12 protein-coding genes, 13 tRNA genes and 1 rRNA gene are annotated in these 15,661 nt (G+C 45.2%); 24 read left to right on the forward strand and 2 right to left on the reverse strand.

Annotated features, from left to right (window positions below; all coding sequences use genetic code 11):
• Nucleotides 1-125 precede the first annotated feature (125 nt).
• The 18 genes from rrf to I6E26_RS05835 all read left to right on the forward strand — a co-directional run bounded on the left by rrf (nt 126) and on the right by I6E26_RS05835 (nt 5,897).
• Nucleotides 126-242: ribosomal RNA gene (gene rrf, locus I6E26_RS05750) — 5S ribosomal RNA — on the forward strand.
• A gap of 4 nt (nt 243-246) precedes the next feature.
• Nucleotides 247-322 (forward strand) — tRNA-Asn (locus tag I6E26_RS05755).
• A gap of 19 nt (nt 323-341) precedes the next feature.
• Nucleotides 342-417: transfer RNA gene (locus tag I6E26_RS05760), tRNA-Gln, on the forward strand.
• 3 nt (nt 418-420) lie between these two features.
• Nucleotides 421-496, forward strand: a tRNA-Lys gene (locus I6E26_RS05765).
• Between the two features lie 35 nt (nt 497-531).
• Nucleotides 532-606: transfer RNA gene (locus I6E26_RS05770), tRNA-Glu, on the forward strand.
• Nucleotides 607-612: 6 nt separating this feature from the next.
• Nucleotides 613-688: transfer RNA gene (locus tag I6E26_RS05775), tRNA-Lys, on the forward strand.
• A gap of 6 nt (nt 689-694) precedes the next feature.
• Nucleotides 695-770, forward strand: a tRNA-Val gene (locus I6E26_RS05780).
• Nucleotides 771-776: 6 nt separating this feature from the next.
• Nucleotides 777-853 (forward strand) — tRNA-Asp (locus tag I6E26_RS05785).
• A 4-nt stretch (nt 854-857) separates the two neighbouring features.
• A tRNA-Phe gene (locus tag I6E26_RS05790) sits at nt 858-933 on the forward strand.
• A gap of 7 nt (nt 934-940) precedes the next feature.
• Nucleotides 941-1,016 (forward strand) — tRNA-Thr (locus tag I6E26_RS05795).
• Nucleotides 1,017-1,026: 10 nt separating this feature from the next.
• Nucleotides 1,027-1,100 (forward strand) — tRNA-Gly (locus tag I6E26_RS05800).
• A 9-nt stretch (nt 1,101-1,109) separates the two neighbouring features.
• Nucleotides 1,110-1,198 (forward strand) — tRNA-Leu (locus I6E26_RS05805).
• 60 nt (nt 1,199-1,258) lie between these two features.
• Nucleotides 1,259-1,345, forward strand: a tRNA-Leu gene (locus I6E26_RS05810).
• A gap of 35 nt (nt 1,346-1,380) precedes the next feature.
• A tRNA-Leu gene (locus I6E26_RS05815) sits at nt 1,381-1,466 on the forward strand.
• A gap of 162 nt (nt 1,467-1,628) precedes the next feature.
• Nucleotides 1,629-2,768, forward strand: a complete 1,140-nt coding sequence (locus I6E26_RS05820) for a metallophosphoesterase (RefSeq protein ID WP_235320909.1) — start codon at nt 1,629-1,631, stop codon at nt 2,766-2,768.
• A gap of 794 nt (nt 2,769-3,562) precedes the next feature.
• The gene (locus I6E26_RS05825) at nt 3,563-4,897 is read left to right on the forward strand and encodes an S-layer homology domain-containing protein (protein ID WP_235320910.1); all 1,335 of its coding nucleotides are present in this window, start codon (nt 3,563-3,565) and stop codon (nt 4,895-4,897) included.
• 264 nt (nt 4,898-5,161) lie between these two features.
• Entirely contained in the window at nt 5,162-5,650 is a 489-nt protein-coding gene (locus I6E26_RS05830; RefSeq protein WP_235320911.1) for a DUF3990 domain-containing protein, read from the forward strand.
• Between the two features lies 1 nt (nt 5,651).
• Nucleotides 5,652-5,897 carry a hypothetical protein gene (locus tag I6E26_RS05835; RefSeq protein ID WP_235320912.1) on the forward strand — a complete coding sequence of 82 codons (246 nt, stop codon included), beginning with the start codon at nt 5,652-5,654 and terminating at the stop codon, nt 5,895-5,897.
• Between the two features lie 73 nt (nt 5,898-5,970).
• Here I6E26_RS05835 and I6E26_RS05840 read toward each other — a convergent pair whose 3' ends face one another.
• Complete coding sequence (locus tag I6E26_RS05840) at nt 5,971-7,083, reverse strand: LacI family DNA-binding transcriptional regulator (protein WP_235320913.1); 1,113 nt, start codon at nt 7,081-7,083, stop codon at nt 5,971-5,973.
• A 135-nt stretch (nt 7,084-7,218) separates the two neighbouring features.
• Between I6E26_RS05840 and I6E26_RS05845 the strand changes: the two genes are divergently transcribed.
• The 4 genes from I6E26_RS05845 to I6E26_RS05860 all read left to right on the forward strand — a co-directional run bounded on the left by I6E26_RS05845 (nt 7,219) and on the right by I6E26_RS05860 (nt 10,739).
• Nucleotides 7,219-8,007: an amino acid ABC transporter substrate-binding protein gene (locus I6E26_RS05845; protein WP_235320914.1), complete on the forward strand. Its 789-nt coding sequence runs from the start codon at nt 7,219-7,221 to the stop codon at nt 8,005-8,007.
• Nucleotides 8,008-8,125: 118 nt separating this feature from the next.
• Nucleotides 8,126-8,770, forward strand: a complete 645-nt coding sequence (locus I6E26_RS05850) for an amino acid ABC transporter permease (RefSeq protein WP_235320915.1) — start codon at nt 8,126-8,128, stop codon at nt 8,768-8,770.
• Entirely contained in the window at nt 8,751-9,527 is a 777-nt protein-coding gene (locus I6E26_RS05855; protein WP_328228015.1) for an amino acid ABC transporter ATP-binding protein, read from the forward strand. The genes I6E26_RS05850 and I6E26_RS05855 overlap by 20 nt, the downstream gene beginning before the upstream one ends.
• Nucleotides 9,528-9,548: 21 nt before the next feature.
• Nucleotides 9,549-10,739: an N-acetylmuramoyl-L-alanine amidase gene (locus tag I6E26_RS05860; RefSeq protein WP_235320916.1), complete on the forward strand. Its 1,191-nt coding sequence runs from the start codon at nt 9,549-9,551 to the stop codon at nt 10,737-10,739.
• Between the two features lie 92 nt (nt 10,740-10,831).
• On the opposite strand, the gene I6E26_RS05865 is transcribed toward I6E26_RS05860, so the two are convergent.
• Nucleotides 10,832-13,096: an anaerobic ribonucleoside triphosphate reductase gene (locus I6E26_RS05865; RefSeq protein WP_235320917.1), complete on the reverse strand. Its 2,265-nt coding sequence runs from the start codon at nt 13,094-13,096 to the stop codon at nt 10,832-10,834.
• A gap of 297 nt (nt 13,097-13,393) precedes the next feature.
• Here I6E26_RS05865 and I6E26_RS05870 point away from each other — a divergent pair, with 297 nt between their 5' ends.
• Both I6E26_RS05870 and I6E26_RS05875 read left to right on the forward strand, forming a co-directional pair.
• A complete protein-coding gene (locus I6E26_RS05870) occupies nt 13,394-14,566 on the forward strand; it encodes an ABC transporter substrate-binding protein (RefSeq protein ID WP_235320918.1) in 1,173 nt (390 codons plus the stop codon).
• Nucleotides 14,567-14,770: 204 nt separating this feature from the next.
• Nucleotides 14,771-15,658 (forward strand): branched-chain amino acid ABC transporter permease, encoded by an 888-nt coding sequence (locus tag I6E26_RS05875; RefSeq protein ID WP_235320919.1) that lies wholly within the window; start codon nt 14,771-14,773, stop codon nt 15,656-15,658.
• The last annotated feature ends 3 nt before the right edge of the window (nt 15,659-15,661 follow it).

Consider the following 15,661-nt stretch of genomic DNA (forward strand, 5'->3'; position numbering starts at 1 on the left):
TGGAAGAGTGGCAACATTCGAAGCGGACCAGTACTAATAAGTCGAGGGCTTAATTACAAGTCCTAATGTCAGGGTTGTTTCTGTGAAGTTTTGTGTGTACATCTGATGTATAACACAACTGTATATCTGGTGATGTTGGCTATGTGGTCCCACCTGTTCCCATTCCGAACACAGTAGTTAAGCACATAAACGCCGAAAGTACTTGGCTGGAGACGGCCTGGGAGGATAGGAAATCGCCAGTTACATTCCTCGATAGCTCAGTCGGTAGAGCACCTGACTGTTAATCAGGCTGTCGCAGGTTCGAATCCTGCTCGAGGAGCCATTTTTACCCCTGGGGTAATTGGGGTATAGCCAAGTTGGTTAAGGCACGGGACTTTGACTCCCGCATCGTTGGTTCGAGTCCAGCTACCCCAGCCAGACGGTTCACTAGCTCAGTTGGCAGAGCACCTGACTTTTAATCAGGGTGTCCCGGGTTCAAATCCCGGGTGAGCCACCATGAGTACCGTCTAGGAGGTATTGACCACTTGATATGGCGCGTTGGTCAAGCGGTTAAGACACCGCCCTTTCACGGCGGCTTCACGGGTTCGAATCCCGTACGCGTCACCATATTATGTCTCACTAGCTCAACTGGTAGAGCATCTGACTCTTAATCAGCAGGTTCGGAGTTCGAGTCTCCGGTGGGACACCATTTTTCGGGCGCTTAGCTCAGCTGGGAGAGCGTCTGCCTTACAAGCAGAATGTCAGCGGTTCGATCCCGTTAGCGCCCACCATATCATGGCCCGGTAGTTTAGTTGGTTAGAATGCCGCCCTGTCACGGCGGAGGTCAGGGGTTCAAGTCCCCTTCGGGTCGCCATTATGCCTCGGTAGCTCAGTTGGTAGAGCAGGGGACTGAAAATCCCCGTGTCAGTGGTTCGATTCCGCTCTGAGGCACCATTGATACGCTGGTGTAGCTCAATTGGTAGAGCAGCTGACTTGTAATCAGCAGGTTGGGGGTTCAATTCCTCTCGCCAGCTCCATTGATGACCTGCGGGTGTAGCTCAATGGTAGAGCCCCAGCCTTCCAAGCTGGTCACGTGGGTTCGATTCCCATCACCCGCTCCATTAGTTGCTGCCGGGGTGGCGGAACTGGCAGACGCACGGGACTTAAAATCCCGCGGTTGGAAACAACCGTACCGGTTCGATTCCGGTCCTCGGCACCAAAAAAATAAAAAAACGCTTGACAACATCACTGAAAAGATGTTAAAATAAATAAGTAACATGCGGTCGTGGCGAAATTGGCAGACGCGCTAGCTTCAGGCGCTAGTGATAGCAATATCATGGAGGTTCAAGTCCTCTCGACCGCACCATTTTTATTTTCAAAATTAATACTTCAATTGAATATGCGGTTGTGGCGGAATTGGCAGACGCGCTACTTTGAGGGGGTAGTGTTCACAAGACGTATGGGTTCAAGTCCCATCAACCGCACCAGAAATTATCCGGACATTATGTCCGGTTTTTTGTTGCCTTAAATTTGTTTTGGCTTTTTAGATAACAGCATATTGCCACAGAAGCTGTATTTAGATTATTTTCATAAATTTGTGTCATACTACTAAATAGAAAATATATGTGATTGTCAAGCGAGGTAGTGGTATGGGCTTTATGGTTATAGTGGCAGCGGTGATTTCTTTACTGCATATTGTGGGACATATATTGCAAAGGCAGATGTGGGGAGAAAGGTATAGAAAACTGCAGCGGTGGATGCTGGTGGTGAATATGGCCTCTATCTTTGGGTTGGGGGTATGCTGGGGACGGAATTATACTGGCCCAGTGGCTGAGCTGGTATTGCAGGCCATTGCCATCTGGCTGATGCTGCAGATATTTTCCATAGGATTGCTGGCTATAGCCTTGCTGATAAGATATATTTATGGTCGATGTCGGCAGGTGCCTGTGGATGAATCTCGTAGGAAATTTGCCAAGGGTGCCTTGGTGCTGCCCTGTATAGCAGCAGGAGCCAGTTTTTATGGTTCCCTGGTGGAGCGAAATGAAACGGTGCTTCGTTCCTATAATGTGCCTATAGAGAAATTGGGGGAAAAGCTGGAGGGCTTTTCTATTGCCCAGCTTAGTGATATTCATTTGGGGCCTTTTTTTGATTTGGATATGCTGCAGGAGCTGTTGGAGCGTACAGCAAAGCAGCAAGTAGATGCTCTGGTTATAACCGGAGATTTGTTTGACAATGCTGGGACAACCATTAAAGCGGCTAAATTGGTGGATAGCTATGTGGAGAGATTTCCCTACGGTATCTATTATTGTCGGGGAAATCATGAGCATTTTCGGGGAATTGCCCTTTTGGAAACAGCCTTGGCAGAAACAAGAATACATAATCTGGTGAATAATCATGCCTTGGTTTTGCAGAGTGAGCGACCACTGTATATTGCGGGGGTGGATTATCCTATGCAAAGGGAGCAGTTCCAGCTGCTGCAGGAAGCCTATACAGCCATGGCTATGGAAGATATTCCATCCGATGCTGTAAAAATACTGTTGGCTCATCATCCGGATTTTGTTCAGACAGCTGCTAAATATAATGCGGATCTGGTGCTAAGTGGTCACACTCATGGGGGGCAGTTGGGGTGCCTGGGGATTCCTTTGGCACCGCCAGTATTCAAATATATGCGTGGCTGGTATCATGAGGAAAATACAGCGCTCTATGTTCATTGTGGTAACGGAAGCTGGTTTCCCTTTCGGTTGGGCTGCCCGCCAGAAATCGCTATTTTCCACCTTAAAAATAAGTAAACAAAAAACTCCAGTTTTTGCTGGAGTTTTTTGTTGCAAAGACCTTAATAAACAGAAATAGCCGCCCCAGTCCGGTAAACTAAGCGGCCATTTCTCGCTACAAATCGGGCTAACCGTCTATCGGTAGTGCCTTCTACTTTACGATAATGTTATAGGAATTTCTTATACATATTGTACTATATTCTTTTCAGAAATTCAACTAAAATGTGTACTAGATTATGGTGGACTATGAGAAATAGAAACTAGAAATTTTGCTTGTAAAAAAACGCATTTTATGGTAGTATAAACACATAGCGAAAGCTAGACGTGTTAATTGGGTCTAATATTAAGGCACAGGAAAACCCCTGATGGTGGTGCATCAGGGGTTTTCTATTCCCATTTTTTAGGGAGTTGGGCTTAGGACTCCAGGCTTTGTACCTCGCGTCAAAATCTATCCAGCCATTTGCAGATATAGTAAGAAACTATTTCTGCCAGGACAGTGACCACAAACGTGTCAAGCAGATCCAATAAGGCTACCTCCTTTCTTAGGGGGAGCTGGCACACAGCAGGCACACGAGAATTATAACACAATATTGTGTATATGCCAAAGTATTTAGGGAGTTGGGCTGTGGAGGATGAAAAAATTCTTAGTTGGGCTTGATTTTATGTGCAGATTGTGCTAAACTTAGTTTGTGTTGAAAGTGAATAGAGAAGTACATTGCAGAGGAAACAAGGCAACTCTTGGACTAAGGCTTCTTGGCATTCACCTTCAACAGATGAGGTTTATTTGTTTTATTGAAGGAGGATGTTTCTTTATGAAGAAGACTCTCGTATCCGCATTGACTACCGCTCTGGTAGTAGGCGCTGCTTCCACTACTTTTGCAGCTGCTAATCCTTTCGCTGATGTTCCTGCTGATCATTGGGCATATGATGCTGTTGCTCAGCTGGTACAGGATGGTATTATTAACGGTTATGGCGATGGCACCTATGTTGGTGACCAGAACATGAGCCGTTATGAAATGGCTCAGATTGTTGCAAAGGCTATGGCTAAGTCCGATGCTGCTGACAACAACAACAAGGCTCTGATTGACAAATTGGCTGCTGAGTTCTCCGATGAGCTGGCTAACCTGGGCGTTCGCGTAGCTGATCTGGAGGCTAAGACTGACAATGTTAAGTGGGAAGGCATGCTCCGTTATGACTGGACTACTACTAATTTCGCAGCTGAGGGTAAGCACAGAGAGCCTGAGACTAATGTATTGAAGCTTCGTCTTGAGCCTACCATGACCATCAATGAGAACTGGACTGCTCATGCTCGTATTGATGCAGATTTCGACAAGGATCAGGATGGCAATATCAGCAAAGATATTTCCAAGGCATGGGCTGAGGGCCAGTATGGCAAGTTCAATGTAAAGCTGGGCCGTTTTGGTACTTTCTCTGATGCTTCCCATGGTTTGGTAATGGATGATAATGTAACTGGTGCTGAGTTCACCTATGCTCCTACTGAGGCTTGGAAGGTAAAGGCTACTGCTGGCCGTACCAGTGTATTGACCAAGAAGGATGATACTGGTAAGGTAATTAATAATGCATTGGTATATGGTACTAAGGATGAAGATGCTGCTACCTATTGGGCTGTAGAGGCTAACTATGCTAACGGTAAGTGGGATGCTGGCCTTGGCTATCACAATGTTCTGGCTACTCATACATATCAGAAGGATAGTGAGCAGAACAGTTCCTATCATATCGTCGACTTGGGTGTTGGCTATGCATTCGACAAGAATGTAAAGCTGACTGGTGACTATGCTTGGGGTCCTTCTGTAGAAAACGCAAAAGTTGGTCAAGATGTAAAGAACAATGCTTACAGCATTGAGTTGGACTACAAGGGCGCTGATGCAGCTGATGCTGGTTCCTGGGGTGCTTATGTAGCATACCGTCAGCTGGCTCCATTTGCTACTCTCGTTCCAACCTATGACTTCATAAATGGTGCTGATGGTTTCGCAACTCTGAAGGGCTGGGAGATCGGTGCTGACTACACCTTTGCTAAGAACATTGTTGCTACTGCTAAGTACTTCAACGGTAAGGATACTGGTGCAGCTCGTGGTACTGACGACAAGGCTACCGGCGTATTCACCCGTGTTGACTTCATGTTCTAATCTCCGGATTAGCAGGAATTTCGCCAAGGCGAAACAATTAAACAATTTAGAGCAGCTCTCCGGAGCTGCTCTTTTTGTGTATATGGAAAATATATGCTGGCTGAATTTGATTTGGGAGAGCCAGTAGGACATGAATACCAGGTAGATGGAGAGAAAGATTGTGTTCTTACTTAGGGAGGTCTCACGAACACGGCCAATGCCATGAAAAATTATTTCATTTACAATTTCTTACAGATTTTATATAATTAAATCGGAGGAAGGAAAATGATAAGAAAGTTTTATCATGGAACAAATAATAAATCTGCTAATTCTATACTAAATAATGGTATTGATATAAATAAAGGAAGAAATGATGCTGATTTTGGGCTTGGATTTTATATGACAGAAGATTTCCGTCAAGCACAGTCATGGGCAAAGAAATTATTTGGTGATGATGCAGCTGTTGTGTCCTTTTATGCTGATACATCCAAATTAAAAGAAAAAATCTTTACAAGTAGTACTGATGAATGGAGAAATCATGTGTATAGCAACAGGATGAGAAAACAGGATTTGCTAGCTGATTACGATTGTATCAGTGGTCCTATGTTGGACGGAAAGTCTGTTGGTAGGATTATATACATGGCTAAGATACGCGGGATGTCTATAGATGATTTTTATGATGCAGTAGGCAAAAATGGCTTTGGACAGCAAACTGTATTCAAATCTTCTAGGGCTATTGCCTCGTTAAAGTTTGGCAGCAAGGAGGTTGATTAATGTGGTATTAGATAGATATGTAAACAAAATGAGTAATGAAAGATTTTATTATTGCTTTACAAAATTAGCATTAGTAAAAAAAGGATACCCTGGCCGAACTGCTGGAGAGATGATGAATAAAACGCAAATAATGAAGCGCGCAGGTGAAAATCCGGAAATATTCTACCATTATCCACCTGAGAAGTGGGCTGATATTGTTGAAAGCAATTATATCAGTGACTTCGCTAACAAGCAAATGGCAATGTAGGTAAATATGAATACAAAGTATAAAAAATCGCCGTTCTGTTTTAGACAGGGCGGCGATTTTTATTACATAATGTTTACTGGCTTTCTGTGGTAGCGGAAATATTTTCCTTAATACGAATCTCGTTGGTTAGGAGATAAAGCTCCTTTTCGGGAGCTTTGCCATTCACCAGATAATCAAAAACTATCTGCATGGCAATCTGTCCCTGTCGGCGGGGATGCTGGTAGATGGTGGCCTGTACGATGCCCTGCTCCATCAGCTCTACAGTGGTAGGAAGATTATCAAAGACCACCACGGTCATATCATGGGAAGGCTGGCAGGCCATAATAGCCCGACAAGCCCCATAGATACCACCAGAGGTGGCGGCAAAGATAGCATTTATCTCTGGATGTTCTCTCAGCAAGGCCAGGTTCTTTTCATAAGAAAGAATCTCGTCATCCTGATCTTCTACGATACCTAGGATTTTGGCTTGGGTATTGCTCTGGAGTAGATGACGGAAGCCCTCTAGTCTTTGCTGATGTCCCAAAATCTGGAGAGAACCCAGAGTAATACCTACATTAAGCTGTCCCCTGTGAAGGAGCTGCAACAAGGCTCCAGCGGTACAGCCCCCGTTAAAATAATCTGTCCCTACATAGCAATTGCGGGTGGAGTTCTCAATATCTGTGTTAATGGTGACCACAAATACTCCATTATCTGTTAGAGCCTTGATAGCCTGACAGATGCATTCGTCATTAATTGGCATAAGAATTACAGCGTTAACCTTGTCTTTTAGCTTCATAAGCTGATTGTATTGCACCTGGGCATTATAGCCCTTGGAGAGATACCACTGTACCTGCATGCCATACATAGCGTAGGAGGCAGCTGATTTCTGCATGGCCTCCAAAACCACATCAAAAAAGCTGATGCCAATGGAGGGCATAACTACAGCCACAGTGGGCTTTAGCTTCCGGGCTGCCAGAGCCTTGCCGGCTGGATTGGGAGTATATTTCATTTCCTTGGCAACCTTTAGGATAAGAGCTTTTTTCTCGGATTTTACATTGCCACGATTGTTGAGAACCCTGTCTACCGTACCTCTGGATACACCGCATAAATCTGCAATTTCTTTGATAGTTACCACTAAATCACCGCCTAAGTTAAAGTATTTTTCCACCTTATTCTCATCAAAATTTCTCTTATTATTATTATACAATAAAACTGTGCTCGTGTACAGTTGATAAAAAACAAAAAAAATTAAAAATTTAGTAATTTCCCCTTGTCATACTTTAATGAAATAAAGTATAATAGTAGCAGTTAATATGAAGACACTAGAGGGAGTGTGCGAAGAATGAAGAAGATTTTTGCCCTGTGTATGATGCTGGTTTTGGCGGTAACAGCCCTGGCAGGCTGCGGCAGTAATTCTGCCCAGAAGGAAGAGTCCAAGAAGATTGTGGTAGGCTTGGATGACAGCTTCCCACCAATGGGTTTCAAGGATGAGAAGAATGAGATTGTAGGCTTTGATATTGATCTGGCTAAGGAAGTGGCTAAGCGTTTGGGCCGTGAGGTGGAGTTCAAGGCTATTGACTGGAATTCCAAGGAAGCTGAGCTGAAAAGCGGTCGGGTAGATATTCTGTGGAATGGTCTGGATATTACTGACAAGCGTAAGGAAAATATGCTGTTCAGTGAGCCATATATGGATAACCGCCAGATTGTGTTTGTAGCCAAGAATGGCAAGGTGGCTGTAGCTGGTGAGGCTGATTTGGCTGGCAAGACCATTGGTACTCAGAGCGGTGGTACCACTGAGGAGTATTTTGAGAACAAGCCAGAGCTGAAGGCTTCCATGAAGGAAGTAAAATACTATCCTGATTATATCAATGCTTTCATGGATTTGGAGAATGGCCGTCTGGATGCTGTAGTAGGTGACGAGATTATCGGCCGTTACTATATCAGCAAGCATCCTGATGAGATTCAGGCTATTGATACTGTTATTGGTACTGTAAGCCAGTTTGGCATTGCTTTCCGCAAGGATGATCAGAAGCTGCGGGATGAGGTGCAGAAGGTATTTGATGAAATGAAGGCTGATGGTACTGTAGCCAAGATTTCTGAAAAGTGGTTTGCCAAGGATATTACCAAATAATTAATGAAAATTTGGGTAAAAGGCTCCTTAATTTTATTGAGGGGTCTTTTATTTTTGTGCTGTATGAAGTACAATAGAATCGACTGTGCTTTTGTTTTGAAAGGGTGTTTTTTTATCTATGGATAATCTGTTACATACAATTACCCTGATGCTGGAGGGAACCCAGGTTACACTGGAGATTTTTTGTATTACCTTGGTGCTTTCTCTGCCCATTGGCCTGTTGGCGGCATTGGGACGAATTTCCTCTTTGAAGCCTTTGCGGCTGTTAATGGAGTTTTATGTGTGGATTATGCGGGGTACGCCGCTGATGCTGCAGCTTTTGTTTGTTTATTTTGCCCTGCCTATGGTGGGAATTATGCTGCCGGATATTGCAGCGGCTCTGTTGGCCTTTGTACTGAACTATGCGGCTTATTTTGCAGAGATTTTCCGGGCTGGCATTCAGGCCATTGGCCGGGGCCAGTATGAGGCAGCCAAGACCTTGGGCATGACCTATCCTCAGACCATGCGCCGGATTATCATTCCTCAGATGATTCGCCACGTACTGCCGCCTATTAGCAACGAAACCATTAATCTGGTAAAGGATACCTCTCTGATTTATATTTTGGCCATGAATGATTTGCTGCGGGTGGCTCGTACCATTGTGCAGAGGGAGTTTGATATGACTCCTTTTGTAATTGCCGGTGTATTTTATCTGGTAATGACCTTTGTTCTTACCTGGGCGTTTAAGAAGCTGGAGGCACATTATGCAAAATATGACCAATAATATTATGTTAAAAATGACGGATATACATAAAAGCTTTGGGGAGCTGGAGGTGCTGAAGGGCATAGATTTTTCTGTGGCCAAGGGTGATGTATTGGCTATTATTGGTCCTTCTGGTTCTGGCAAAAGCACCATGCTGCGGTGTATCAATCGTCTGGAGGAGATTGACTCTGGCAAAATCGAGATTATGGGTCGTGCCTTGGCGGAAAACGGAGCTGATGGCAGGGCAGAATATGTGGATGAGGCCAAGTCCAGGGAGATTTTGGCTTGTACAGGCATGGTATTTCAGCAGTTTAATCTTTTTCCTCATATGACGGTTATGGAGAATCTGCTGGAGGCTCCTGTGCAGGTAAAAAAGCGTTCTGTGGAGGAGGTTCGTCCAGAGGCAGAGGAGCTTTTGCGAAAGGTTGGGCTTTTTGACAAGCGGGATGCTTATCCCGGCAGATTGTCTGGCGGTCAGCAGCAGCGAGTGGCTATTGCCAGAGCCTTGGCTATGAAGCCAGAGATTATGCTGTTTGATGAGCCTACCTCTGCCTTGGATCCGGAGCTGACTGGGGAGGTTTTGAAAACCATGCGGGAGCTGGCCCAGGAGCATATGACTATGGTGGTGGTAACTCACGAAATGGCCTTTGCCAGAGAGGCGGCCAGCCATGTTATGTTTATGGCTGATGGGGTGATTGTGGAGCAAGGTCAGCCAGAGGAGTTTTTTGCTCACCCTAAGCAGGAAAGAACTGTGGCATTTTTGCAGAATATGCTCTAAGCATATATGGAGGACAGAACCGTGGAATATGGCAAGGAAATAGATGGTAATAAAATATGGTCTGCTCTGGTGATGCTTCTGACAATGTGCCTGATGCTGTGGGGACAGCAAGGAGCTGAGGCAGCGGGATTTGCCCAGCGGGCTGGCAGTATGTCGGAGATTACCGGCATTCGGGTAAGCACCGATGCAGACAAAACTCGTATTGTGGTGGATGGCACCAAGGAGACGGAGTACAAGGTTAGCGTTATTTCCAATCCCCAGAGGATTATCATTGATATTCAGAATGCCTGGGTTAGTCCCAATGTAAAGAAGGCTACCAATATTGATAGCCGTTTTGCCAAGGCGGTGCGGATTGCCCAGCATGACAGCTCTACAGTGCGGGTGGTGGTAGAAAGCTCTATGGGGAAAAATAATTACAAGGTATTTGCCCTAAAGGGCGGCACCACGGCCTATAGAGTGGTTATGGACTTTGGCAAGGTAGGAGGAGGCAGTAAGAACTCCGGTATAGATTTTAATCCACAGCCAAAGCCTGATACATCGGGGTCTAATAATAACAATAAGGGTGAAACGGTGGAGACTACACCAAGCGTAACTACCCCAAGTGGCACTACAACGGAGCCTGTCTTTACCCCGGGGCTGAAGGGCAAGATCATTGCTCTGGATGCAGGTCATGGTGGCAGTGATAGCGGCGCCATTGGGCCTACAGGAGTGACGGAAAAGGGCGTTACACTGCGGGTGGCCAAGGCCTTGCAGAAGCTGCTGCAGGCAGAGGGGGCTACGGTGCTGATGACACGAACCACAGATACAGAGGTATCTCCTAAGAAGGCCAATGCTTCTGATGTGGAGGAGCTGCAGGCTCGCTGTGATGTAGGTAATGATGGCAATGCAGACATCTTTATTTCCATGCATATGGATTCCTTTACCAACAGCACGCCTAGCGGCACCACAGGGTATTATTATACCAAGGGCTCCAAGGCTAGCCAGAGGCTGGCTCAGTATGTATCTGAGGGTGTGGTAACGGCTTTAGGTACTGGGAATAGGGGAACTAAGAGCTGTAATTTCTATGTGGTAAAGCATACGGATATGCCAGCTACCTTGGTGGAAATGGCCTTTATCTCCAATGACAAGGAAGAAAAGCTGATGAACTCTGAGGCTGGTATTAACCGGGCGGCAGAAGGCATTCTGAACGGCCTGCGTAGATTTTTTAGCTGATACTTTGGCTTAAACAGGATACAAAAATAGGAGCTGTGGACAAATAGCCTTGGGCTTTGTCACAGCTCCTTTTTGGTGGTTAAATTTAATTTTTAAACAATACGCTTAATGGTTTTGTGACCGGTGACGATTTCCTTACGGTGGCAATGTGGACATTCATTTTCAATAATGCCGGTATAGCCACAGACTGGATCTCTATCTACGGGATGGTTAATGGAGAAATAGCCCATATTGGCATCATGCATAGCTCGTACCAATGTTTCAAAGGCCTTTACATTCTTGGATGGATCTCCGTCCATTTCCACATAGGCAATATGACCAGCGTTTTCCAGCTCATGATATGGGGCCTCGATGCGGATTTTATCCAAAGCCCGAATTGGATAGTAAACCGGCACATGGGAGCTGTTGGTGAGATAATCTCTATCCGTAACACCAGGAATAATGCCGAACTTCTTGCGGTTGGCCCGCTGGAACTGGCCGGCAGTGGACTCGGCAGGGGTGCCAAAGGTGCTCCAGTTAATGGATTCTGCATCGGTATATTCATCAGTTCTTTGACGGATATGTCCCACAATCTTCAAGCCCAGCTCCTGAGCAGCTTCGCTTTCGCCGTGATGCTTGCCAATGAGAGCCACCAGACACTCGGCCAAGCCACAGAAGCCAATGGAGAAGGAAGCGTGCTTTTTCAGCACTTCCTCTATGGTATCGGTAGCCTTTAGCTTGTCGCTGTCCATCCAGACACCCTGTCCCATAAGGAATGGGTAGTTATAAACATGCTTTTCCTTGATGGTCTGGAAGCGGAACAGGAGATAGTCATGGCTAATCTGGATGTATTTATCCAGCAGCTGCCAGAACTTGTCCAGATTGCCCTTGGCCTCCAAAGCCAGCTTGGGCAGATTAATGGTGGTAAAGGAGAAATTACCACGGCTGCCAGCCTCGCTAGGGCCGTTGACATTGCCAATAACCCGGGTACGACAGCCCATAGTAGCCACATAGGAGTTGTAGTTATCTGGCTGATAATACTGCAAATTATATGGAGCATCTATGTTGACAAAATTAGGGAACAATCTCTTGGAGCTTACCCGGCAGGCCTGCTGGAAAAGATCGTAGTTAGGATCATCTGGGTTGTAATTGACTCCGGCTTTGAGCTGGAATACAGAAATAGGGAAAATAGCGGTTTCCCCGTTGCCCAGACCGGCCTGAATAGCATTCAGTACCTCTCTAACAGCCAATCGGCCCTCAGCACTGGTGTCCATACCATAGTTAATGGAGCTGAAAGGAACCTGAGCACCAGCCCGGCTGTGGAGGGTGTTGAAGTTGTGAATCAGGGCCTCCATAGCCTGATGGGTTTCCTCAGTGGTATCGGCACAGGCTAAATGATAGATGTTTACAGCATCCTGAGTCAAATCCCCTACAGAGGCCTCAGTCAGCTCCTCTGGCTTGGTGGCTTCCAGAGCCTGAAGAATCATTTCTACAGCTTCCAGAGGTGGCTGAGCATCTCCATCGGTAAAACGACAGCGGCTATAGTCCATATGGCTGCGGAACTTATCCCGGAAAGCCTTGGCATCTCCAGCTATCTCAGTGCCCAAGCGATAAACCATAGATTTGTAGGCTTCATCAGCTACTGCCTTGCAGAAGGTTTTGTGTACACCCTCAGCCATAGCAAAATCAAAGGCGTTAATGCTCTGACCGCCAAACATATCATTCTGATTGCTCTGAATGGCAATGCAGGCCAGAGAAGCATAGGCACGAATGGAATTTGGCTCCCGCAGGAAGCCATGACCTGTGGAGAAGCCACCGTGGAACAGCTTCAGCAAATCTATCTGACAGCAGTTCAAGGTAATCAAGGAGAAATCCTTATCATGGATATGAATGAAATTATTTTTGTCTGCCTGGGCAAATTCCTCTGGCAGCACATAGTTGTCAACAAAATGCTTGGCACCCTCGGCGCCCAGCTTCAGCATAATGCCCATAGAGGCATCAGTGTTGATATTGGCGTTGTCCCGCTTCATATCGGAATCAATAGCATCGGCAAAGAAAATATCCTTGTAGCTTTTCATCAGGTTTTTCTGAGCTTCACGGCGCTCTGCATGGCGCTGGCGGTACATAATGTAGTGCTTGGCCACATCGAAGAAGCCCTGCTTCATCAGCACCTGCTCCACTACATCCTGTATTTCTTCTACGGTAATACTGCTAAGGTTGGCAATGGTATTCTCAACCTGGTTGGTAATACTTTCCTTTTCCTCATCAGTCATGCTGTCAGGTATTTCCTTGGCAGCTCCGGCAATGGCATTATAGATTTTGGAACGGTCATAGTCTACAGTAAGGCCAGACCTTTTAATAACGTTTTTTAGATTCAAGAATAAACCCCTCCTCCGTATAATGTAACTCTTTTATTATATAACAAAATAGACATTAAGAGAAATATTAATTTAAATTGTTTATTTTGATTATCTATGGATAATAATTATAAATTCATTTTTGCTTGCAATAATCCACTACGCGAGAATAAAAAGCATAAATGTACATTGAATACACACAAGAAAGTGTTGACAGGTGTAAACTTGTAAACTATAATATTGCCATTAGCATAAAGTGGATATAAAAAATGTATGGGTACTCCACTAACAGATGACTAATAAGTAGGAGGAATGGTTATGTTTTTTAGTAAAAAACTACGTCTGGCAAGTGCAGTTTTAGGTGTAGCTATGCTGAGCACAGTATTTGCAGGCTGTGGCGGGGATAGTGGTTCCAGTGATGAATTTAAGGTTGGTGCCAATATTGAGATGACTGGCAATCAGGCCAACTATGGTAATGCAGGTCTGGAAGGCCTTCGCTTGGCTATTAAGGAGGCCAATGAGGCTGGCGGTATTAACGGCAAGCAGATTAAGCTGGTGGAGGCAGATAACAAATCTGAGTCTGCTGAGGCTGTAAATGCTGCTACCAAGCTGATTTCTGATGATGGTGTCAAGGTTATTGTAGGCCCTGCTGTAACAGCTAACGTTATTGCTGAATCCCAGGTGGCTACTGATAACAAGGTGCCTGTAATAGCTTTTGCAGCTACCAATCCTGATGTAACTGTTGAGAATGGTGCTGTAAAGCCTTATATTTTCCGCAGCTGCTTCATTGATCCACAGCAGGGTACTGTTATGGCTCAGTTTGCCAGCAAGGAGCTAAAGGCTAAGACTGCTGTTATGTACATTGATTCCAGCTCTGACTATTCCAAGAGCCTGGGCAAGGTATTCCAGGAGACTTTTGAGGCTGCTGGCGGCAAGGTGGTAATGCAGGAGTCTTTCCTGGCCAAGGATCAGGATTTCAAGGCTGCTCTGACCAAGATTAAGGCTGCTAATGCTGATGTAATCTTCATACCAGCTTATTATGAGGAAGTAGGCAAGATTGTAAAGCAGGCTCGTGAAATCGGTATTACTGCTACTATGCTGGGTACTGATGGCTGGGATGATCCAAAGGTTGCTGATATTGCCGGTGCTTCCGCTTTGAACAATACTTACTTCTCTACTCATTATTTCGCAGAGGATCCAGGTGCTAAGAGCTTTATTGATTCCTTTACCAAGGAATATGGCCATGCACCAAATGTATTTGCCGCTCTGGGCTATGATGCAGGCAAGCTGCTGGTAGATGCTTTGAAGCGTGCAGGCAGTGATGATCCTGAGGCTATCCGCAAGGCTATTGAGGAAACCAAGGATTTGCAGGTTGCTACTGCCAAGGTTACTATGGATCCTGCAACTCATAATCCTATTAAGGATGCTATTATCATTGAGAATGTTGATGGCAAGTATGTATTTAAGAGCAGAATCGCTCCAAGCAAATAATATGTATGATATGTCCTGCCTGTGCAGGTAATATGTGCATAGAGGGCCAGAGAACGCTGGGTTAGTGTTCTGTCCGGAATAGAGGTCACAGCTGATGGTATCAATACAGATGTCACAGGCTGGACCTCTTTTCTAGGTTTTTAGGCATTTTTGTATTTATATTTTTTATTTTATAAATTAATTAAAAAGTTCGGAGGAATATTTATGGACTTTTTGCATCAGTTTGTCCAACAGCTGATAAATGGTGTCTCTCTGGGCAGCATTTATGCACTGATTGCCTTGGGCTATACCATGATTTACGGTATCATCAAGCTTATAAATTTTGCTCACGGTGATATTTACATGGTAGGTGCCTATATTGGCTTTTTTGCTATTACCAGAGCTGGCCTGTCCATTGTGCCAGCCCTGCTGATTTCCATGGTGGTAACGGGTATTTTGGGTATGATTGTGGAAAGATTGGCCTACAAGCCTCTGCGTCATGCCCCAAGAATTTCTGTCTTGATTACGGCCATTGGTGTATCCTTCTTCCTGGAATATGCCAGCATGTATTTTGTCAGCCCTACCCCAAGAACCTTTCCAGAGGTTATTCCAAGTGTAGCTTTTAATGTGGGGCCTTTTATTGTTAATGGCCAGCAGATGCTGATTATGGGTATTACCTTGGTGCTGATGTTGATTCTTACTTATATTGTGCAGAAAACCAAGCTGGGTAAGGCTATGCGGGCTGCTTCCTTTGATGTAGAAACGGCTCAGCTGATGGGTATAAATGCAGATAGGGTTATTTCCTTTACCTTCTGCATTGGCTCCGCCTTGGCTGCGGCTGCTGGTGTGCTGGTTGGTGTTTATTATAACTCCATTGATCCATTAATGGGTATTATGCCTGGTTTGAAGGCCTTTGTAGCAGCAGTATTGGGTGGTATTGGTATTTTGCCTGGTGCTGTGGCTGGCGGTATTATTTTGGGTGTGATTGAGGCCTTGGTTTCTGGCTTTATTTCCTCTACCTTCCGTGATGCGGCTGCCTTTGCGATTTTGATTCTGGTATTGTTGTTTAAGCCATCTGGTATTTTTGGCAAGAATACCCGTGAGAAAGTGTAGGTG

Source organism: Anaerovibrio lipolyticus, from assembly GCF_021531495.1.
In the GTDB taxonomy this organism is placed as follows: domain Bacteria; phylum Bacillota; class Negativicutes; order Selenomonadales; family Selenomonadaceae; genus Anaerovibrio.